At 53.0% G+C, this 21,999-nt stretch carries 15 protein-coding genes; 2 read left to right on the top strand and 13 right to left on the bottom strand.

What is annotated here, in order from left to right:
• Window positions 1-592: 592 nt before the first annotated feature.
• The 4 genes from ACN0YN_RS22535 to hpnC form a co-directional block, all read right to left on the bottom strand.
• Window positions 593-2,083: a hypothetical protein gene (locus tag ACN0YN_RS22535; protein ID WP_417387277.1), complete on the bottom strand. Its 1,491-nt coding sequence runs from the start codon at window positions 2,081-2,083 to the stop codon at window positions 593-595.
• A 280-nt stretch (window positions 2,084-2,363) separates the two neighbouring features.
• Window positions 2,364-3,443 carry a ribonucleotide-diphosphate reductase subunit beta gene (locus tag ACN0YN_RS22530; RefSeq protein WP_417387361.1) on the bottom strand — a complete coding sequence of 360 codons (1,080 nt, stop codon included), beginning with the start codon at window positions 3,441-3,443 and terminating at the stop codon, window positions 2,364-2,366.
• A gap of 68 nt (window positions 3,444-3,511) precedes the next feature.
• Window positions 3,512-6,361: a ribonucleoside-diphosphate reductase subunit alpha gene (locus tag ACN0YN_RS22525; protein ID WP_417387276.1), complete on the bottom strand. Its 2,850-nt coding sequence runs from the start codon at window positions 6,359-6,361 to the stop codon at window positions 3,512-3,514.
• A gap of 810 nt (window positions 6,362-7,171) precedes the next feature.
• Window positions 7,172-8,143: a squalene synthase HpnC gene (gene hpnC, locus ACN0YN_RS22520; protein ID WP_417387275.1), complete on the bottom strand. Its 972-nt coding sequence runs from the start codon at window positions 8,141-8,143 to the stop codon at window positions 7,172-7,174.
• A gap of 320 nt (window positions 8,144-8,463) precedes the next feature.
• Here hpnC and der point away from each other — a divergent pair, with 320 nt between their 5' ends.
• The gene (der, locus tag ACN0YN_RS22515; protein ID WP_417387274.1) at window positions 8,464-9,873 is read left to right on the top strand and encodes a ribosome biogenesis GTPase Der; all 1,410 of its coding nucleotides are present in this window, start codon (window positions 8,464-8,466) and stop codon (window positions 9,871-9,873) included.
• Between the two features lie 26 nt (window positions 9,874-9,899).
• Here the strand turns inward: der and ACN0YN_RS22510 are convergent, their stop codons facing one another.
• Window positions 9,900-10,802: a hypothetical protein gene (locus ACN0YN_RS22510; protein ID WP_417387273.1), complete on the bottom strand. Its 903-nt coding sequence runs from the start codon at window positions 10,800-10,802 to the stop codon at window positions 9,900-9,902.
• 71 nt (window positions 10,803-10,873) lie between these two features.
• Window positions 10,874-11,743, bottom strand: a complete 870-nt coding sequence (locus ACN0YN_RS22505) for an amidohydrolase family protein (RefSeq protein ID WP_417387272.1) — start codon at window positions 11,741-11,743, stop codon at window positions 10,874-10,876.
• A 161-nt stretch (window positions 11,744-11,904) separates the two neighbouring features.
• Here ACN0YN_RS22505 and ACN0YN_RS22500 point away from each other — a divergent pair, with 161 nt between their 5' ends.
• The gene (locus ACN0YN_RS22500; protein WP_417387271.1) at window positions 11,905-13,764 is read left to right on the top strand and encodes a MutS-related protein; all 1,860 of its coding nucleotides are present in this window, start codon (window positions 11,905-11,907) and stop codon (window positions 13,762-13,764) included.
• Window positions 13,765-13,774: 10 nt separating this feature from the next.
• On the opposite strand, the gene mgtE is transcribed toward ACN0YN_RS22500, so the two are convergent.
• The 7 genes from mgtE to ACN0YN_RS22465 form a co-directional block, all read right to left on the bottom strand.
• Window positions 13,775-15,121, bottom strand: a complete 1,347-nt coding sequence (gene mgtE, locus ACN0YN_RS22495; protein WP_417387270.1) for a magnesium transporter — start codon at window positions 15,119-15,121, stop codon at window positions 13,775-13,777.
• Between the two features lie 213 nt (window positions 15,122-15,334).
• Window positions 15,335-15,709: a 30S ribosomal protein S9 gene (gene rpsI, locus ACN0YN_RS22490; RefSeq protein ID WP_417387360.1), complete on the bottom strand. Its 375-nt coding sequence runs from the start codon at window positions 15,707-15,709 to the stop codon at window positions 15,335-15,337.
• Between the two features lie 296 nt (window positions 15,710-16,005).
• Window positions 16,006-16,473 carry a 50S ribosomal protein L13 gene (rplM, locus tag ACN0YN_RS22485; RefSeq protein WP_417387359.1) on the bottom strand — a complete coding sequence of 156 codons (468 nt, stop codon included), beginning with the start codon at window positions 16,471-16,473 and terminating at the stop codon, window positions 16,006-16,008.
• A gap of 378 nt (window positions 16,474-16,851) precedes the next feature.
• Window positions 16,852-19,113 carry a flagellar hook-associated protein FlgL gene (gene flgL / locus ACN0YN_RS22480; protein ID WP_417387269.1) on the bottom strand — a complete coding sequence of 754 codons (2,262 nt, stop codon included), beginning with the start codon at window positions 19,111-19,113 and terminating at the stop codon, window positions 16,852-16,854.
• 59 nt (window positions 19,114-19,172) lie between these two features.
• Window positions 19,173-20,873 (bottom strand): flagellar hook-associated protein FlgK, encoded by a 1,701-nt coding sequence (flgK, locus tag ACN0YN_RS22475; RefSeq protein WP_417387268.1) that lies wholly within the window; start codon window positions 20,871-20,873, stop codon window positions 19,173-19,175.
• A 68-nt stretch (window positions 20,874-20,941) separates the two neighbouring features.
• Window positions 20,942-21,463, bottom strand: a complete 522-nt coding sequence (flgN, locus tag ACN0YN_RS22470; RefSeq protein ID WP_417387267.1) for a flagellar export chaperone FlgN — start codon at window positions 21,461-21,463, stop codon at window positions 20,942-20,944.
• 138 nt (window positions 21,464-21,601) lie between these two features.
• Window positions 21,602-21,976 carry a rod-binding protein gene (locus tag ACN0YN_RS22465; RefSeq protein WP_417387266.1) on the bottom strand — a complete coding sequence of 125 codons (375 nt, stop codon included), beginning with the start codon at window positions 21,974-21,976 and terminating at the stop codon, window positions 21,602-21,604.
• Window positions 21,977-21,999 lie beyond the last annotated feature (23 nt).

The raw sequence follows: 21,999 nt of genomic DNA, 5'->3' as shown, positions 1-21,999 counted from the left end.
GGCGATGAGTTTAATGGTCCGAAACGGGACACAATGAAGAAACAGCTGACAGCGCGCAGGCGGAGACGTTCTTCAGCTCAATGAACGCAGCAGACCTGGACCGTGCGCAAAGAAACTCTCAAAGTTCTTACGCAGTGAAAGGCGCACGCATTTCAGAATGCGCGCAGCAGCAGTGTCCGTTTCAGACCCGGGGCATGTCTGATTCGTCAGCGTCTCCCACCCGTCTGTATTCGGGCGAGACATACAGTCGGTCACACCAGTGCACGCGCTGCATATAAAGGGTCATACCTGTTTTCCTGTGAAAACGAAAAGGACGCTGGAAGAAAACCCGCAATCAAAGCGTGTTCTCAATTCCAAGGCCAGAGAGTAACAGCCGCCTCCGATTTCGTCAACTTGAAAATCAGTCAAAACGATCATTGGGTAAAACGACGAAACCTGACTTCATGACACAAATCGCAGAAACCGGTTCCCGACCATTTAATAGAGCCCTCTGTACTCGTGGTAAGCCAATGCGCTTTTCTGCAGCATGATTAACAATTTTATAAATCACGAACGGAACGATACACACGAAAATCAAGACCTCATCCTCTCCTCAGCATAAACACCAGAACTCGCTTAATACGCAGGAACATAATGGAAACGTCCTGATCTGACATTGGGTAAGTGAGAGACGCAATCTGGCAAGCTCGGTCGGAGAAAAACAGTCTCCCCAAAGCAGCAAATACTTAAGCTGGTCCAGTTCCCTCAATGGTGACAGGTCGGTGACGGAATCGTCAATCAGTAACACCTCGAGACGTTCCAACTTCGTCAGCGGCTGCCAGTTTGTCACATTGCAATTCCAGATTGCCAGATTTCGCAGAGAGTTGCGACGCGCCAGCGTGTTCAAGCCGGCATCGTCAATTCTGGGATTCAGCGACAGCGATTCCAGGGGAAGCGACACTAAGAATTCAATCCCCGCGTTAGAGATTTCGGTATTGTCCAGTTGCAGTTGTTTCAGGTTGGTCGCTTCACTCAAAAATCGCAGCCCCTTGTCTGTGAGCGATGTCTTTTGCAGATCCAGGCTTTCCAGGGCAGGGAAGTCAGTCAGGACGGGAATGCCGGCGTCGGTAATCGCTGTAAAGCCGAGCCCCAGATCTTCGATACCGGAGTCCGCGAGCCACACCAGGCTGGTATCGGTGATCTTCGTTTTAAACAGCTCCAGTTTTCGCAAGTGCCCGCAATTTGCCAGGTGGCGGACCCCGTCATCCGTAATGTCTGTGAAATTCAGGCAGAGATCGGTAAGCCATTCACATTCGACGCAGGCCTGACAGGCAGCATCCGTGATGCCGGTGTCGCTCAACTCCAGTTTATTGAGTTGGGAACCTGGCAGACACTCTGCCAGCGCCTGATCGTTGACCATCGTATTGGATAGATTCAATCGGCGCAGCGAAAACGCCTTCGCTCCCACAAGATTCACAATCGCTTCGTTGGAGACCGCCGTGTGCCCCAGATTAATGCTTTCGAGCCAGGCCAGACTTTCGAGTGCCAATAGCGCTGTGTCCGTAATGTCGAGACAGGCGAGCGACAATCGCTGCAACCGGGGCAATTCCGGAAGATATTGCAACAACCCCGCGTCGGTAACGCGCGTTGCCTGCAGGTTCAAGCTGCGCAGCGAAGACAGTTCCGTCAGGTAGCCCAGCCCCCGGTCTGTGATCTGGTTTCGCCTCACATTGGCAGCCGGTACCGGCCGCAGTCCGGGGGGGAGGCAACCAGGCGCACAGGCAATATTGAGTTTTTCGAGCTTGGAGAGCTTCAGCAGCGGCTTCAGTCCGTCATCAGATACGAGTGTGTCGTACAGCCCCACACGTTCGAGGTTCCTCATTTCACCAATGAAGTTCAGCCCCGCATCAGAGATGTTGGTATTGTCCAGAATTAACGCTTCGAAGCCAGGATAGAAGATTAGATGACGCAGGTCTTCATTCGCAACTTCCGAATTCATGAGGTTGACCAGACCATTGGGTTCGTTTGCCGTGTATTCGATTTGACTCCCCAACCGGGCCAGCATCTGACTGGCCTCTTCCGGGAGTGATGGCTCGTGATTCATATCTGTCTCTCGCCTCCCCAAAACATGCGAAACGAAGGTCACGTTTTGAATTCATCATCTACAGGACAGAATATTCCAGGCCCATCTGCTGTTTGTATTTTTATTCCCTCAAAATCGGTCTGCAAAACTCACCATCCATCAGTATACCACTTCTCCTTACCGACAGCAGCAATAATTAATACAAGTCGGCCAATTTCTCTCAGCCCCTCACCGTGCATAAAAAAAGGGACCACCGGTCGGTGGTCCCTGCGAGGGTGCCTTGTTTTCTATTGCGGACGAATCAGTCCCAGGTCAGTGAACCTGAGCTCTGGTATTCGGTCACGCGGGTTTCGAAGAAGTTCTTTTCTTTCGAAAGGTCCATGGTTTCGCTCATCCAGGGGAACGGATTCGAAGAACCGTACTGGGCGGGCAGACCGATGCGTTCCAGACGACGGTCAGCGATGTGCTGCACGTATTCACGGAACAGATCGCCGTTCAGACCGAGGATGCCGGTTGGCAGGCAGTCTTTAGCATATTCGATTTCCAGCTCGGCGGCATATTTCATGCGATCGATAATCAGCTGCTGGAACTCGGGAGTCCAGACTTCCGGGTTTTCCTGCTTGATGCCGTTGATCAGGTCGATGCCGAAGTTCAGGTGAATCGTTTCGTCCCGCAGGATGTACTGGAACTGTTCCCCGATCCCGGTCATCATGTTGCGGCGATGGAACGAAAGCACCATCACGAAACCGGTGTAGAAGAAGAGCCCTTCCATGATCAGGTAGTAACCGATCAGGTTCTTCAGGAAGGCCTGAGTCCCTTCGAAGGAATCGGTGGTGAAATCGGGATCGAGAATTTCCGAAGTCAGCTCCATTTCCAGTTGATCTTTTTTCGCAATCGCGGGAACTTCGTGATACATATTGAAAACTTCCGACTCGTTGAGTCCGAGGCTTTCTACCACGTACAGGAAGGTATGCGAATGCACGGCTTCTTCAAATGCCTGACGCAGCAGGTACTGGCGGCATTCCGCGTTGGTCACATGCTTGAAGATGGCCAGCACGATGTTGTTGGCCACCAGGCTCTCTGCGGTAGCAAAGAAACCCAGGTTCCGCATGATCACAAAACGTTCGCCTTCACTGAGTTTGTTCGAACGCCAGGTTTCAATATCCTTGGTCATGCCGACTTCAGTAGGCATCCAGTGATTGGCACAACCATTCAGATAATGTTCCCAGGCCCAGTGATACTTGAGCGGCATCAGCTGGTTGACGTCGACCTGAGAGCAGTTAATCAGGCGTTTTTTATCTGCTTTGAAACGACCTGTGGGAGTATCCCCCACAGGTGTGACCGATGTATTAGAACTGGAATTGGTATTCAGGGTTGTCATCATAACACCTCTTTAAATCCATTAATTAGTTAAAGTGAGCACAATTGATCGCTGGAAAAACACCGTGATTACTGGCAGGCTTCACAATCGCCGTCCAGGTTACAGGTCTGACCGGGGGTTACCATGCTGGCTGCAGGTGCCCGTTCGACCTGAATGTCGCCAGAAGCACTGGCGTTTTTCATCCAGCGTGGCTGAATTCCAAACTTGTTGACATCCACGGTTGATTTCTCAACCTGTGTGGCTGCCAGGGTTCGCAGATAGTAAGTCGTCTTCAACCCACGTTCCCAGGCCAGCATATACATCTCATGCAGTTTCTTGCCGGATGGTTCTGCCAGGTAGAGGTTGAGTGACTGTCCCATGTCGATCCATTTCTGGCGATGAGCGGCACACTCGATCGTCCACTTGGGCTCGACTTCAAATGCGGTCAGGTAACGGGCCTTCAGGTCATCGGGAATCCGATCGATTTCCGTTACAGAACCATCGTAATACTTGAGGGCTTCCAGCATGTCGGAATCCCACAGATCGCGTTCCTTGAGATCATCGACCAGTTGACGATTGACCTGGGTGAACTCGCCGGAAAGATTGCTCTTCACATACAGATGCTTGTAGGAAGGCTCGATCGACTGAGAAACACCAATGATCGTCGAGATGGTTGCCGTCGGAGCGATGGCCATCACGTTACTATTACGCATGCCGTTAGCAGCGATGGAATCGCGAACGACCTGCCAGTCCAGGCGTGTCTGGCGATCGACTTCAACCGGAATTCCCCGTTCTTTTTCATACAGGTCCAGCGTGTCGATGGGTAACAGCCCCCGATCCCACTTGGAACCGGTGTAAGAACCATAGCGTCCCCGCTCGCCGGCCAGTTCGGAAGAGGCCAGAATCGCGAAGTAGGAAATGGCTTCCATGCTGGCATCGGCAAACTCAACGGCCTGCATGCTGGCATAGCTGATTCCCTGAGCCAGTAACGCATCCTGGAAACCCATGATCCCCAGTCCGACAGGACGGTGATTGGTGTTCGAGTTGCGTGCTTCGGGAGTGGGGTAGTAATTGATGTCAATTACGTTATCGAGCATCCGCATTGCCGTCCGCACGGTTTCTTCCAGCATCCGCAGATCGAGCTGACCATCAACGATGTGCAGCTTGAGATTCACGGAACCCAGGTTGCAGACAGCCGTTTCATCCCGTGAAGTGTTGAGCAGAATCTCGGTACAGAGGTTACTGCTGTGCACAACACCGACATGATCCTGAGGAGAACGCAGGTTGGACGCATCCTTCCAGGTAATCCAGGGATGTCCGGTTTCGAACAGACGGGTCAGCATTTTACGCCACAACTCGACAGCAGAAATGCGGCGGAAGAGTTTGATTTCGCCGGTCTCTGTCATGCGTTCGTATTCGGCGTAGCGTTTTTCGAAATCATGTCCGTACAGATCGTGCAGATCGGGAACATCATTCGGGCTGAACAAAGTCCATTCGCCATCTTCGCGGACGCGACGCATAAACAGGTCGGGAATCCAGTTGGCGGTGTGCATGTCATGTGTACGACGTCGATCATCGCCTGTATTTTTACGCAGGTCGAGGAACTCTTCGACATCCATGTGCCACGTTTCGAGGTAGGAACAGACAGCGCCTTTGCGTTTTCCGCCCTGGTTCACGGCAACCGCGGTATCGTTGACCACTTTCAGGAACGGAATCACGCCCTGGCTCTGGCCGTTGGTACCACTGATGTGTGAGTTGGTCGCCCGGATCTGAGTCCAGTCGTTCCCCAGTCCGCCGGCCCATTTGGAGAGCTTGGCGTTGTCGGCAACACACTTGAAGATGTGATCCAGATCGTCGTTCACGGTCGACAGGTAACAGGAGCTCAACTGTGGATGCAGTGTGGCTGAGTTAAACAGAGTCGGCGTGGCCGATGTAAATCGGAACGTGGAGAGAATGTTGTAGAACTCAATCGCCCGACCGGTGGCATCCCCTGCTTCCTGGATAGCCAGTCCCATGGAGACACGCATCCAGAAATACTGAGGCGTTTCGATCCGTCGGCCGCCAATGTGCAGCAGGTAACGGTCGAAGATGGCCTGCAGACCCAGGTACTGGAACAGGTGGTCCCGTTTGGGTTCCAGGGCCAGCGCGATCCGGTTCAGATCGAACTTATGCAGATCGGGAGTAAGTCGTTTGGCGGCAATCCCGTCATCCAGGAACTGCACGAAACGATCAACATACAGCTGATTCAGTTCATTGACGTCCGAAGGAGCATTTCCCAGGGCATCGTTGTAGATAATTTTCAGCATCAGGCGTGAAGCAACGGTATCGTAAGCGGGATCACGCTCGATACGGGTGCGGGCAGCCAGAATCATCGCGCGATACAGTTCTTCCACGGAGATTCCGTCAAAGATCGAACGCATGACTTCTTCCAGCAGGTCTTCTGCCGAACAGTCCCCTTCCAGTCCCCGACAGGCTTCGGAGAGCCGGGCCAGGATACGGGCTTCATCGAAAGGAACTTTCGTTCCGTCTTTGAGTACCACGTGGAACCGGGGTGCCGTAGATTTGATGTTCTCTGATTCTTCCACCATATCGGAAGATCCGCGGAGTGCACGCAGTTTGGCGCGTTCTGCACGGTAGACGATGTAGCGGCGGGCAATGCGGTAGTGCCCCCGTCGCATCAGCATCATTTCGACGACGTCCTGAATTTTTTCAACTTCAACCCCGGCGTCTGTACTGGCCGCTGATGCAATTTCATTGGCGACCGACTCGACCATCTCCGGGATTTCCATCCGGATTTCGTCATCGAGTGGTTGATTATCCGCAAGGTTCAGTTCCGCGCGGAAAGCGTTGGAAATTGCTCGACCGATCAGCGAAGCATCAAAGGGAGCCGTCCGCCCCCCGCGCTTCGTGACGATCCATTCTGTTTGCGCTCGAATCATTCGATTGCCTCCTTTAAATGGAATGCTAAAAATCCGGCTGTGTCCATGCCGACAGCAGCTTGTGTATCAATTAGAAACGTTGTGATGAGACCGCAATGACTCACACAGTGCCCCACAATATGGTGAGTTCACATCAAGAGGGTTCAGAAATGCAACAATAGACAAGACAGGAAACATGAAGAGACGGGAGCAGGCAGGCAGCATTATTATGGTGCATGAACTGGCAACTCCTTTTGCTCTTACGAAACCCTCACTGATCTGAAATTCGATTTCTAAAACCATCTGAATGTGAGAGCTGAGGATCCACCAAACCCCTGAGAGACAGGTTTTCTGAGCAGCTCGCAGGCATTTTGTGCAGTCTGGAGAGAGACAAGAGCACGGCCCGGAACTATTCAAAACAACACTGCCAGAAGGCCTGGCAAAACCAACTTTTTTTCGACCCACAACGAAACACCCGTTTAGTATTTTTTGTGAGTCACTCACTCATAACACCCAATATAGTGTGTATATTTCAGTAGTCAATACTAAATGTTGGACATCGTCCAAAGATGTCAAGAATCATTAGCAAGACTCTGGAAAACACTGTATTTGTAGAAACTACACGCAAATTTCATTCAAATCCAATCCTCAGCTCACCGAAATTTCTAAAAGATTTTTTTCTGAACCGGCTGATCGTCAAACTTTCAAATGCCCTCTCATCTTGCAAAAAGAGACCAGTTTGAAAGAGGGCAAAACATCAGATTACGCGATTCTTCATCAGAATTTCATGCGCGCTGTTTTCAGAGAGAACCTGACGGAGGGTGCGGCAAATCAACGATTTCTGCCAGAAACACGCCGCAGCAGGCTCTGAAACAGCAAAACGCCGAACTCAAATCGGGACACCACAGGGCGCTGCTTCCAGACATTGAACTGCTGCCGTTCAATGTGATCGAGTATTTTCAAGCCCCCCCGGAGAAACAGATCAATGTCGACCTGCAGACGACCCGGCAGCTGTGCGATCAGAGGCACCCCATCCAACAGGTACTGCCGCGCACGCGCGACTTCAAACGCCATCAAATTCTGAAATGATGCATTGAATTCGTGCCGTTCAAATTGCGCTCGGGTATAGCCGAACTGCTCATAATCCTCACGGGGAAGATAGATGCGTCCCATCGCAAAATCGCGAGCCACATCCTGCCAGAAATTGGCCAGTTGTAATCCCGTGCAAATCGAATCGGACCAGGCCAGAGTTTCCGGGGAAACGGCTTCACACAGATGCAGTACGAGCCGTCCCACCGGATTGGCACTTCTCTGGCAGTACGAAAGCAGTTCTTCAAAGGTCTGATATTCGTTGACGTGTTGATCCTGTTCGAACGCCTGGATCAGATCATCGAAGGCGGTTTGAGGCAAATTGTATTTCACAATCGTAGGAGTCAGCGCGATAAAGACCGGATGCAGACGGGGCGTGGATGCCGACGATTCCTCTTCCCCGGTCTGCTGAATACTCTGATAGCATTCCACCAGTTGTGACCGCCACCACGCCAGCAGATGGAGTGACCGTTCGGCCCCTGCAATCTCATCCCCCAGATCGTCGGCCCAGCGACAGAAGGCGTAGACATTGTAAAAATGCGGACGCAAATCCCGCGGCAGTGCCCAGGAGACGACCGGGAAATTTTCGTAATGTCCCAGGGCAATCCGGCGGCAATACGCGTGGGCCTCATCCAGGGAGACTGGAGCATCCGTTCCCTGAAAACAGGGGGAATCGGGCCCCCAGGCCGCTAATTCATGCTCAAATGCCGTCATTTAGCCGGAACTTCCCAAACGCATAGCGCCAGTTGATTAACAATCGTCTCCCAACTGGATAATCTATAAGAAATAAGACTCAACCGCTTACCATGCCAGACGCCGTCACAGGCAGCCTGTCATGTTCTGTTTCAAAACCGCCCGGCTTCAGCACGCTCTGAATGCCAGCAGAAAAACCATACTTCGAATCGGCGGGCGCTCAACAGATTCTGATACCAGCAGACTCAGGGATACAGGTCCCGAGGCTGGAAATCAAGAGAGCCAACCCAATCCTGTTCGATTCATACTGAAAACGCTTTCCAGAGAAAAACGTAAAAACCATGGCTATTCCCAAAATTGCTATCGTGGGGCGCCCCAATGTTGGCAAAAGTTCGATCTTCAACTGGCTCGCTGGCCATCGCGTGGCGATTGTCGACCCGACCGCCGGCGTAACCCGCGACCGCGTCACGTACATGATCCATGAAAAAGACCGCTACTTTGAACTGGTCGACACCGGCGGAATCGGCATCACTGACAGTGACGATCTGTCTGAAGACATTGAACGCCAGATCCAGGTCGGCATTGAAGAAGCTGACCTGATCCTGTTTGTCGTTGACGGAACGCTCGGCGTGGCACATCTGGACGAAGAAGTGGCCCAGCGTCTGCGGTCCATTGAAAAACCGAAAATCCTGTGCATCAACAAATGCGATTCCACCAAAACAGATGACGAAGCAGCACAGTTCTTTCGCCTGACAAATTCCCCCGTCGTATTGACGAGTGTGAAAGGGAACCGGAACCGCAATGAACTGATGAAAGCAATTCTGGACAATCTGCCACCTGCTGAAGAGTTCGAAGTCAGCGAAGGGGAAAGCCTGGCTGCCGAACCCGAACTGAAAATCGCGATTGTCGGTCGGCGGAACGTGGGCAAAAGTACGTTTATTAATGCTTTGGCAGAATCAGAGCGGATGATTGTCAGTGAAGTTGCCGGCACCACTCGCGACAGTGTCGACATCCGGTTTGAGTTCGACGACAAATCATTTCTTGCCATCGATACGCCGGGTGTGCGCAAGCGGAAGAGCCTGGCCAACGATATTGAATTTTACGGTTTAACCCGGGCGAAACGCAGTATCCGTCGCGCTAATGTCGTGCTGATGTTCTTCGATTCGCAGCAGACCATTTCCAAGGTCGACAAACAGCTGGTCGCAGAGATCGAAGAAAATCACAAGCCCTGTATCTTCGTGATCAACAAATGGGATCTGGGCCGCGAAAGTAAAATGACCTCGGAAAAATGGGACGAATACCTGACGTCCCAGTTCCGCACCATGCGACATGCGCCCGTGGCGTTTGTGACGGCGAAGGACTCCCGCAACATCAAACAGGTCATCAACCTGGCACAGACGATTTACAAGCAGTCGCGCATTCGAGTCTCGACGGGGCGCCTGAATAAAGTGGTGCGGGCGGCCATCCAGAACAATCAGCCCCCCTACACCAAAAACCACCGTCCCAAAATTTACTACGCGACGCAGGTCGCGACTGAGCCACCGACGATCGTCTTGAAATGTAACGATCAGAAACTGTTCAGCGAATCCTGGAAACGTTACCTGAGCGGCGTACTGCGGGAAGCACTCCCCTTCAAAGAGATCCCGATTAAAATCTACTATCGCCCGAAAGACGCGAAAGAAGAAGCGGGCCCGAGCCTGGATATGGTCGAACAGGACGATTTCGAAGCATTTGAACCCGACCATTCGTAGCGCTCAACAGGAAATCCAGCTGCTGTCTAATCGAATTTCATTTCCCTGATGTGGGCAGCAGCAGCGTCTGCGAGTACGTCGCGGAACATGCGGTCGGGATTGTCGAAAAAGGCAATGCTGATGCCGCGATCGACAGAGCGCGTGGCCAGCAGGGTCAGCATCGGCGTGGGAGGCACATAACGCTCCATGTAAATAAGCCGCATGCCGGGCCCCTCGAGATTCAGCAGGCGCTCAAAGTACTGCATCGCCAGATTGCCATCGCGGGCCAGCACAGCCCCTTTCACTGAGACGCGCAGCTTCTGCCATTCTTCCGGCGTCATCTCTTTTTTCCAGGCCATGACCTGCCGGTGCATGGCATCGAGCTGACTGGCGGCTGCTTCGGCAATGTTCGCCTGAATCATGGGCAGCATGCTGCGTGTGAAAGCGTAAAGCTCTTCGGTACTGAACTCCTGCCTTTGAATCACCGTTTCCAGGAACTTCCGGGAATCAGCCAGCAGCTGTTTCTGTCGTTTGAGACTTTCCCCTTCCAGGCCGATGTGTTCGATCTGTTTCTCGACGCGGTCGATCTGCCCATGATACTCGGCCAGTTGCTGCAGACGTTGGGTATCGAGTTTGCCGGCACCGGGAGGGCCGAGCATGAGGTAGATCGCCACCGGCATATGCGCAAAGACTTTCACCGTATCGTACTCGGTAAGGATGATCTCAGACGTCGTTTCCGCACCATTGCGGACCAGCACGAGCTTTCCATCCTGAAGGAGAATGATCGGCCCGCCTGTTTCGAGATTTAACTTTCTGGCAACCGCGTGCGCATTGATGAACTCCCGATTCAGCTTCATCAGCGCCTCTCCCGCTGCTGCATCGATCTCTTCCGTGAACGCCGCCCGGGGCAGTATCATTAAGATAAGGCTTGCTAAAATGATTTGTTTCATGTTCCTGTCTTCCTGGTACAGTGTAAACTTAAATTTCAAATCACAAGAGAGGATCGAAAAGGAGTCACGGTCTACAAGCGATAAAACTTTTCCGCATTATCGTGAAACAGCTTCCGCTGAAATGTCTCTGCGCGGTCACGTACAATCCACTGTAGTGCGTGGTACCAGCTTTCGAAGTCCGCCGTCAAAGTACAGACGGGCCAGTCGCCGCCAAAGAAGACGCGATCTTCGCCAAAGGTATCCAGGCAGAAGTCGATGTTCTGTTTGAGGTCGGCGGGTTCCCACGTTCCGGGAGTTGCTGTCGCGATAATTCCGGAGATCTTGCAGAACACACGGTCGCAGTCGGCCATCAGTTGCATACCCTGTTCCCATGCCGCCCGATCCTGCTGCTGATCCGGCTGTACGCTCATGTTGCCGCAATGATCGATGATGAACCGCGTCTCCGGGCAGGCATCGACCAGTTCTACGGCATCCTGGATCTCCGCAGGTCGCATACAGAGATCAAAGCTCAAGCCCCGCTCTCCCAGCAGCCTGATATTTTCTTTGAACTGCGGCGTCAGACACATGCCCCGCGGCCGATCGGGATCGTGCAGGATAGTTCTGACTCCTTTCACATACGGATTCCCGGCAAACTCATCCAGGTAGTCGGCAAAGCTGCTCTCGCCGGGTGAACCACCGATGACAGCACCTGACATCGGATTCCCCTCATCCTCACACAATGCCAGCACGTATTCTGCTTCCTGCCGGTGCAGATTCGGGTGTACATTCACTTCCATATACACCGATTTTGCGAGGGGACAATTCCGGGTCGCTTGCTGATAATCGGCCATGCGAAAGCTGTTTCGCAGGACATCCATGCCCGGTAAATCGAGCCAGGGGAGCTGGAACAGGTCTAAATCCCAGAGGTGCTGATGTGTGTCGATAACGGGGATCGAATCCATGAGAGAGGTCTCCAGTGGGAACGGGAATGGAAGTCCTGTTTTACCCGGATTTCAGACCCATTGCAAATCAGAATTCGCCTCTGTTTACGCTGGTATTGCGTCTGCCAATAGGTTAGAAGTGAGCTTTAACCAGTCAGCGTTCTCGATAGTTTACCAGTTCGATGCAACCTTCCCCAACTCAACAAAATCCCCGAATCGAATATGAACGGCGGCTTGAAGACCGGTCGGGCAAGGTACAGGCATTTGTCAGGCAAAGCGACCGCTTTTCCAGCCTGCGCGGCCTGGTATTTATCGCTGGTATCGCAGTACTGCTGGCGTCTACGGTCTGGGGTGCCCTCAGCCTGAAATGGATCGCCGCCCCCATCCTGGCGTTTGTATTGCTGATTATCTTACATGCCCGCTGTCTCCGACGCCTGAAACGGGCACGCCAGGCGGAAACCTATTATCGAACTTCGCTGGACCGCCTGAATCATCAATGGATCGATGTCCGTCCCGCGGGAGAAGAATATTACGATCCACAGCATATGTACGCCGGCGACCTGGATCTGCTGGGACGGGGCTCCCTGTTTCAACTGATCTGCTCTGCCCGCACGAAGCTGGGAGAAGAGACGCTGGCCCGCTGGTTACTGACGCCTGCGTCAGCCAAAGAAATCAGAGAGCGTCAGCAGTCGGTGGAAGAACTGCGAAACGAACTCGATTTTCGCGAAACGCTCGAACTGCTGGAAGCCGAAAAACAGAGTGACATTGAACAGACCCATCTCTCCGACTGGGTCCGACAACCTCTGATTCAGATTCCCGCCGGCCTGAAATGGGCATCGATGGTAACCGGAGTGTTTGCCGCACTGGCGGTGATCAGCTGGCTGATGTCTTATTCGGGCATCGCCCCGATCTGTGTGGCGATCATCATCCAGGTCTGCCTGCTATTCTGTATTGGTTCACGCATCCGCGAACTGTTGAATCAGACCGATGAAGTCCGCGATGGCCTGTCAGTGCTGTCTGATGTGCTCTCGCTGATTGAACAGCGGGAGTTTCATTCTCCGCATTTGACGACCATTATCACCGCATTAAAAACAGACGGCGTTCCCCCGTCCCGCAGTATTGCCCAGCTCAGACGGAACATTCAGGGGCTGAATAACTGTTTTCGCAATCAGTTTTCGGCTCCGCTGACCATCCTGCTGGGGATACCCTTCCATTACATGTTTGCCATCGAACGCTGGCTGCAACGTGTGGGACCTCACTGCCCTGAATGGCTGGCGGCGGTCGGCGAGTTTGAGGCCCTCTGCTCACTGGCCGGTTATGCGTACGAACATCCCGAAGATCCCTTTCCGGAAATCGCGGATCCCGCCGAGGGCCCGCGCTTTGAAGGGACTGAGCTGGGGCATCCCCTGATTCCCCTCGACCAGGTCGTCCGCAATCATGTCACGCTGAATTCAGAACACCGCCTGTTGATGATCAGCGGTTCCAACATGTCCGGCAAAAGCACACTGATGCGGACCGTGGGGACCAATTTTGTCCTCGCTCTCGCCGGAGCTCCCGTCCGGGCAACCCGGTTGACGGTGACTCCCATGCAGGCCGGTACTGCGATGCGGGTTCAGGATTCGCTGCAGCAGGGCGCTTCGCTGTTTTATCAGTCGGTGGCGCGACTTTCAGCGGTCGTGCATCTGGCAGACGCGCCGGAGCCGGTCCTGTTCCTGCTGGATGAAATCCTGCAGGGAACCAATTCGCATGATCGACGGATCGGTGCCCAGAGCGTAATTGAAACATTGATCGAACGGGGTGGCATCGGCATCGTCACCACGCATGATCTGGCACTGACCGAAATCACGAGCCTGTTTGGCTCTCAGGCGAAAAACGTGCATTTTGAAGATCAGTTGATCGACGGCAAAATGACCTTTGATTACCGGATGCGTCCCGGCATTGTGGAGCACAGCAACGCATTGGAACTGATGAAGATGATGGGCATCGAACTGAAAGCCCTCGATCCCGAACAGGATCCGGAATCGGCGGATCTGAAACAGTAAGCAGCCTCTCTCAGCCCACGATGTAGAGCGCCACCTGAAAATAGATGATCAGCCCCAGAATATCGACCAGTGCGGTGATGAAGGGATTCGACATCAGAGCCGGGTCCATACCCAGCTTGCGAAAGCCCATCGGCAGCATTCCCCCCGCGGAAATTCCCATCAGGACCACCAGGAATACTGCCAGGCCGACGACAGACGCCTGGATCAACTGCGTCGTAAACACCCAGGAAACGAGAAAACTGATCAGGGACAGCATGCCTCCTAACAGCAGTCCGAGCTGAAACTCTTTACGCAGCAGCGCGCGGAGTTCATCGCGCTGGATATTCGATTCCAGGGCCATCGCCCGGATGATCAACGTGGCGGATTGCGAACCGGCGTTACCGCCGCTGGCCAGGATCAAGGGGATAAACAGCACCAGCCATTCGAATTTATCTGAAACCCCTTCAAAGTGCTCAAGCACTTTCGCCGCAAGGAATGAGGGGACCAGCAGGAAAATCAGCCAGCCCACCCGCTTTTGAATGACCGTCTTTAATGGCGTCGAAAGGTAACTGTCTTCCAGCGGTTCGACCGCCGCCAGACGATAGGTGTCTTCCGTCGCTTCTTCCTGCATAATGTCGATGGCATCGTCGTGGGTCACAATCCCGACCAGCTGATTCTGATGATCGACAACCGGAATGGCAATAAAGTCAAAGCGGGCCATCTGCTGAGCGACGAATTCCTGATCGTCGTCCACGCGCACCGAAATCACATCGCGATTGGTGATTTCCGACAGGGGACGCGCCGGTCGCGCAAAGATCAACTCGCGCAACGAGACAATTCCCTGCAGACGACGCCCTTCATCGACCACGTAGATATAGGAAATAATTTCACTGTCGGGTGCCTGCTGACGCAACCGTTCCAGCGCCTGGGCAACCGTGATATTTTCGGGCAACGACGCGTATTCGGTCGTCATGATCGCGCCGGCACTGTCTTCCGGATAGGAGAGCAGTTTGCGGATATCGCTGCGTTCCGCCTGCGCCATCAGGGGCAGCAGCTCTTCCACATGCTCGTCATCCATCCGCGACAGCAGGTCGACACGGTCGTCGGGCGCCATCTCTTCGATCATTTTCGAAAGTGGTCCCCGCGAGATCACACCAACGATTTCAATCTGTTGCGGCAGTGGCAGGAACTGAAAGATCTCGGCCTGTTTCTGAGGCTCGCAGCAACTGAGCACACGCCAGACATTCTGGCTGTCGAGTTCGGCCAGAATCTCGGCTGTCACCGCAGGATAAAGCGCCTCACAGAACTCTTTGACGCCTGCGGTATCATTTTCATCTAACAGCACCTGAAGCTCAGGTAGCATCAATCGCCCATACATGCGGAATGCCTCGTTTTCCTGAGATATTGACCCGTTCCACAAACCGGTTTCCGGTCACATCGGGCAGAAAGAAGGAGCAGCTCGTCTCTTCCCGCCATCCCGACCGGCGACTCTGTAAAAAAACACCCTGACCGGATTCAGCGCCAGCCAGGGTGTTGATGTCTTCATCCAGACAACAGAACCAGATGTTGTCTGATGTTGATCACACGCAGTTTATCGTTTTGAGAACTGGAAGCTCTTGCGTGCTTTTTTGTATCCGAATTTCTTGCGTTCCACCATACGACTGTCACGAGTCAGGAAGCGACCGGCACTCAGAGTTTCGTGGAACTGGTTGTTGTAGGCTTCGAGAGCACGGGCAATACCGAGCACAATTGCACCGGTCTGACCTGTGGTTCCGCCACCGCTTACCCGCACCCAGACATCAACTTTACCGAAGGTCTCGGTAGCTTTCAGTGGGGCTTCGACCATCTGGCGATCCCGTTCGACTCTCAGGTAGTCGTTCAGAGTCTGGCCATTGATGGTCAGGCTTCCGGAACCGGCTTTGATGCGAACTCGAGCAACAGCTGTCTTACGACGACCGGTTCCCATAGCCACACCATGCTTATCCAGTTTTCCCCGGATGACGGGCTCGGGTTTAACGACTTCGTCTTCTTCGGTCTCAGCAGGAACACCGGAACCGAGAGTCAGCTCAGGCACGCCTGAGGTCGTGGTCATTGTATCTGCGGTTGCTTCTTCTGAAGTTGCTGTCTCAGCTTCAACCGGAGTCTGCTGTTCTGGTGTTTCGCTTGTTACTTCTTCTGGAGTCTCATTATCCATGACGGTTAACTACTCTTATCTTATTATTCTGAAAAGGGATAAATAGAAGTTTGTCTGCTTCTCTCGGATTATGGCAGCAGGTGTGCTGGCATGTCCTGAGGTTGTTGTGACTGATGATCGTGCGAAGGGCCCGCAAACAGTTTGAGCTTTTTCAGCATCTGGCGGCCCAGCTTGTTTTTAGGAAGCATGCGGCGGACGGCTTCAGAAAGAACCTGAGTCGACTGACCCCGTTCCAGTTTCTTTTCAGCAGTCACTTCTTTCAGACCACTGGGATAACCCGAGTAAGTCGCGTAGCTCTTTCGCAGCATCTTCTCTGAGAAATATGGATGTGAGTCGTGGGCAAGCTGCTTACCGGAAAACTTGACCTTGTCACAGTTTACGACAATCACATAATCCCCGGTATCCACGTGAGGCGTGTAGGTTGGCTTATGCTTCCCCATCAGAACGGTCGCAATTTGGGCGGCCAGCCGTCCGACAATCAGATTGTCTGCATCAACAACAAACCACTCAGGGTTAACAGTCTTTGCATTTGCCATAAAAGATTTTGTAGTAGACACCGGTTATTCCTCAAACGTAAACGATATTATATTCAATACTTATGTCAATATGCACTTCAAGAATGCATGTCAGTTCAGCAAGGGAATTCAGCCACACAGTCGGAAATACGCCGGTAAAGAGAGCGCATACGAACCGCAAGGGAGCGGATAACAGTAACCTTTTTGATCCGTCTCTTCAACTTTGGCAGGGCGCAAAATCTGTGCTGGAAGACAAAAAAGCAGAGAAAAGTGACTTTTCCGCCGGCTGAACCTTTGCCAGCCTGATTCAGGGAATTTACAGAACCACGCTGACCGGATCAAGCGAGTGCTGCTTCCCCTGCCGGGAAGAGATCAACGGCCATTGATGTGGACTCGGCTTTACAGGTAGGAAAGCAGTGTCAGTTGCAGTGCCTGTGAAGTCACCTGCAGATTGGCCTGAAAGGCGCTCTGCCTCTGTGTAATGTCCACAATCACCTGGGTCAGATCGGTATCGAAATCTTTGGAAATCGCTTCCTGCATGCTGACTTCCTGATCTTTGAGCCGACTATCCGCCTCTTCCAGCACGGTCATGCGACTGCCAATATCCCCGCGAACCCGGTTCACGCGGGCGATTTCTGTATCCAGTAAGACCCCAATCCGTCCGATTTCCTGATCATTGCCGTTCCGCAATGCGTTTTCCAGACGTGAGAGCAGGCTGATCACACCTGTGGACTCTTTCGGATTTGGTTCATCCCCCACTAATCCGACCAGTGGATCATTACCTGACTCGACGCCATCAATTCCCAGGGAGTAGGCAATCTCGTTCGCGGGAATTTCCAGCGGCCCCGTACCTGACGCATCATAAATAGTCAGGCCGTTTCCGGTTGTATTCAGAGTCACCTGCAGTTTGATGGGAACAAAATTTCCCTGAAGCGGCACACTGTTATCGGTTCCCCCTTCTGTGACAGCCAGACCCAGAGCATCTGAAACGGCATTGCTGGCGATACTCAGAGGTCCTGTGCCTGAATTATCGGTAATCTGAAACGCATTGGTATTGGGATCAATGCTGGCCACCAGATTGCCTGGATCGACGGCATTGATTGAATCCAGGACATCCTGCACGGTTGCATCACCGGCCAGACTCACATTGACCACAGAACCGTCGCGGCGGGTAATATCCAGGGTTGTGGCTCCGACGGGAACCCCCTGCCCCAGATTCAGATCTGCCAGCGGTGTTGTTCCGTCGAACACTTCAAATTCATTAATCCGGTCAATTACATCCTGAACGGTTTTCGTGCCGCTCATATCCAGGTTGACCGTGGTTCCGTCGCGGCGGACGATCTGTAACGTCAGACCGGAATCCACATCGACGCCGCGCCCGTAATTCAACTCAGTCAGCGGCGTACTGGCGGAGAAAGTGGCAATGCCCAGAGCCGCGGCATTCGTACCACCATTGTTTTCACCAATCGAGAAATCGGCGCCACTGATGCGGCTGGAGATCGCCAGCCCGTTCCGGGCGTCATTGATGCCCAGGTTGAGATTCGGATCGGCGGTTCTGATCAGATTAAAGACATCTTCGATGGTGGTCGCCGTGGAAAGGTCAACCGTGTGGGTCTGGCCTCCATTATTGATGACCAGCCCTGTACCCGCGGTGGGGCCGATTCCGGTACCGCCGTTGAGTGAAGCCAGTGTGGTCTGTAGAGTGATCCCGGGATCAAGGTCTCCCCCGTTCACCTGAGCCACAGCGGCACTGGCGATTCCGAGATCTGTCGCGAGCGTCGAACCGGTTACATTGGAGACCGCGACCGTACCGGCAGAGGGGGTCAGTCTCAATCCATTTTCGCTGGCCGGATCGATATCGACGGTCAGTGTCAGCGGGCCGCCGGCAAAGGCATTTTCCAGGACCGTTTTGAGATCCTGAACCGTTTCGACTCCGGAAAGATTTACGGTCTGAGTCTGGGGAGTCCCGTTATCCAGAGTCACGGAGATCGAACCCAGTTTCACACCACGCCCGCCGTTCAGATCAGAAATCCGCGTCTGCAGTGTTAACGCAGGATTGATGTCGCTGCCCACTTCCGGCGAACTGGCAGCAAAGGCAGAGATGCCGTCAAAATTATTGGGAAGTAATGTCTGCGTATTGATATAAGACTGAATCTGATGATCATCACCATGGTAGATCACCAGACCGTTGGCGAGTTCTTCGAAAGGAGCGACATCGGTCTGACTTCCGGAAAAGAGGTACTGCCCGCGAAATGTCGTGTTACCGGCGTTGAGCACCTGCGTTCTCAGTGAGGCAATCTGATCGGCCAGCGCCAGGCGTTCGGCGCTGGTGACGGTCGATCCCACGCCGGAAAGTGAAATGGCTTTCGCTGAATTCAACGCATCGCCGACACTGCTCAATGCCGTTTCGCTCATCGTCAGCATGCTCAGAGATGTGTTGATATTGGACTGATACTGCTGCTGCCGTTCCAGAGACGACTGCATGAGAATCGTTCTGAGTGCGGCTCCGGGAGACTCACTGGCCAGCGAATACTGCTGTCCGGTAGAGACCTGCTGCTGCAGTCGCGCCAGTTCCAGCGCATTGTCATTCAGGGACACTTTCAACCGATCCGACAGCATTGTCGAAGGGAGGCGACCAGGCAATATGGGACCAATCGTCATGATGTATCACACCGAAAAACAAGAAACAGAAACAGACCGGAGCCTGTCAGGAAAACTTTTTAAATGTTAAGTAGAATCGTAAATAATTCGTCAATCGTGCTGACCAGTCGCGCTGCCGACTGGAATGCTCTCTGGTAAGTCAGCACGTTGATGGTTTCTTCATCGATACTGACGCCGGAAAACTGTTCACGCTGACTCAGCAGAGAATCACGAAATGTCTGGGCTCCTTCCGCAAGCGCCCCTTCGGAAGCAGAAGACTGCGCCAGATTGGAGACAATTTTTTCGTAATAATCATCGAGGCTGATTCCCCCCAGGGAATCGATCGGGTTTTCCGAAAACGACGCCAGCAACACGGCATTGCTGCCATCGGAAGGGCCTCCCCCCTGACCGGTCGCCAGAAACTGCTGATTCTGACTGACGACGGAATTGATGTCGATATCACTGGAATCGCCGCCGGTAAATAGAGTGTTGATGCCAATCGCAGCCAAGGCACCACTGGTATCATTGGAGAACCGGAATTCGTAATCGGAATCGGCGCTGATCGACAGTCGTCCGTCGGTCGAAACACTGGAGTTGAGATTCGCCACACCATTGATGGAAGCCGACAGGCTGTTGAGAGTGGTGTCCCCGCCAATGCCGTCCAGGTCCACGTTAATGGTGACCGTATTGGTAATCCCGGTTGTTTTATTGGTCACTTTGATCTGGAAACTGCCATGATTCGCCTGAAAGGGTAAACCGGACTGTTCCGAATTCAGCGTCGCCGACGGATCGAGAGCGCGTGAAGCCGAGGTCAGTTGTTCGAAGCCCGCAGTCCCCTCGCCGGAAGAGTGGATCTTGTTGAATTCAAAAATGAGATTGGAAGCATACGTATCGAGTTGATCAACGAAGCCTCCCAGGATGTCATCCCGCCCCTCGATGATGCCCTTGAGTTCGCCCCCCGTTCGAGAAATATTACTCTGTGTCTGGGAGAGGTACACTTCAGAGACGACCACGCCGCGATCTGTATCCGTTTTTAATTCCAGATTCTGAGAGGTTCCCGCCAGAATCAGATAATCGGAACCGGTAAACACATCGATGGCACCGTCTGAGCGTTCGCGATAGCGGATCGGAATCAGTTCCGACAGTCGATTCAGTGCATCATAACGCTGTGAGCGCAAAGCGCCGGCGTCGCTTTGCAGCAATCCCGATGCTTCCAGTTTGGAAATCTTGGGATTCAAATCGACGATCTTATTAATCAGGTCATTGGCTTCCGTCACCAGATTTTCCACGTTCACCGTCTGAACTTCGCGCAATTGGTTGAGCCGTAAACGGAGCGAACTGATGTCGGCAGCAAATTTGTCCGCCTCATTAATGACGAACTGACGATCGGGAATCGAACTGGGCTGATTGACGACATTATTGATCGTTGCCAGAAAATCGTTCAGCCCCGTGGAGAGGTCTCCGTCAGTTAATTCCCGTAATTCGTTTTCCAGTTGTTTAAAGATCGTGTTGCGTTCATCGATGGCAGAAAAATCGGTATTCGCGGAATGGATTCGCGTCTCGAGGAACTGGTCAATCTGCTGTTGAATCCCCGAGATTTCGACACCGGTACCGGTAATCAGCGCGCCCTGTCGATAAGGGGCGGACGGGTTCAGAACCAGCTGCTCACGGATATAGCCGGGCGTACCCGCATTGGAAATATTCTGACCGGCGACCTGGATCCCGGTGCCGAATATTTCCAGCGACTGCTTGGCCATAGATAGGGTAGCGTTAAGTCCCATGACGGTTTTTCCGTAGTTAACAAAGTGTTTTCAACACAACGAGCGACTGGTCTTCTTACCTTGAAGCATTAAGCCGATGCGTCAAAAATCACCCCTCCTGTACTGCTTTCATTTTGACCACGTGAGTAGGTCGGTACTTTCTGGCCGGCGTGTGCAATCAGCTCGAGTACCTGTGAGTAATGCTGATAAGAGCGTGTGGACACAATCCACTGGACCCAGGTTTCATGCCGCAGCTTTTTGGAACGCTGCTGCGCAGCTTCAATTCTCTGAAAGAGCGATTCCGCTTCCGGGGCATCCAGCTTCAGCAGCAGATCGTAAAGCGTGTCGGCAGGCAGACCCTGCTGACCGGCGGTCTGCAGTAACTGCTGACGTCTGAGCAGAACGAACTGCAGCTCGCGCGTGAGTTCCGCTTCGATGGTCCCACATTCATCGATGAGTTTGACATCAACCTGTCTGAGCGCCTGAGATTTCTTCTGATACAGTTCCAGTAACTGTTTCTGGACTGGTTCCAGATCATGCAGAATGCTCGACAACTGACTGAGTAACTGTCGATGCTGCGTCGGTGCAGACGCAGTCTGTGCTTCATCCATAGGAGCCCCCTTTCTCCCGGTTTACATAATCCGCCCTCTGAGCGGAGATAATCGCCTATCGTTATAATCGGCATAATCGATCCAGGTCTCGCGTCTGTTTTAACCAGAATCTTTATCGCTGACTTAACGTGATGAATTTTAAGGCGTTATGCTTGCAGCAGCATCAATCGATTTTTGCGAACTGGCATTCAACTGTCGCGAAAACGAGGAGAACAACGCGTCAGAGAAGCTGCCCCCTTCATTCTTCGCCAGATCGGTTGAGATCTGCTGGTCCAGCTGCGACTGAAACATTTCTTCGGCCTGACCGCCATGAAAATAAGCGGGCTTCCCCTGAGCGGAACGCATCGCCTTGAACATCTGCTGGTAAAATGTGCCTGCAACGAACTCCTGGAACTTTTCTTTCAGTTCCGATGTATTCTGGCCGGGCTGATTTAATTCAGCAGGTGCGCCGGTCACATTGGACAACAGCGAAGTCTGGTTGATGGAAGGTTGAATGGCGGAGAGAGAGGTCATCACTGGTTATCCCTGAAAAGTGA

Source organism: Gimesia sp. (assembly GCF_048260065.1).
GTDB lineage: Bacteria > Planctomycetota > Planctomycetia > Planctomycetales > Planctomycetaceae > Gimesia.
Note: the sequence above shows the minus strand (reverse complement) of the source record. Positions and strands in the feature narration are given on the sequence as shown.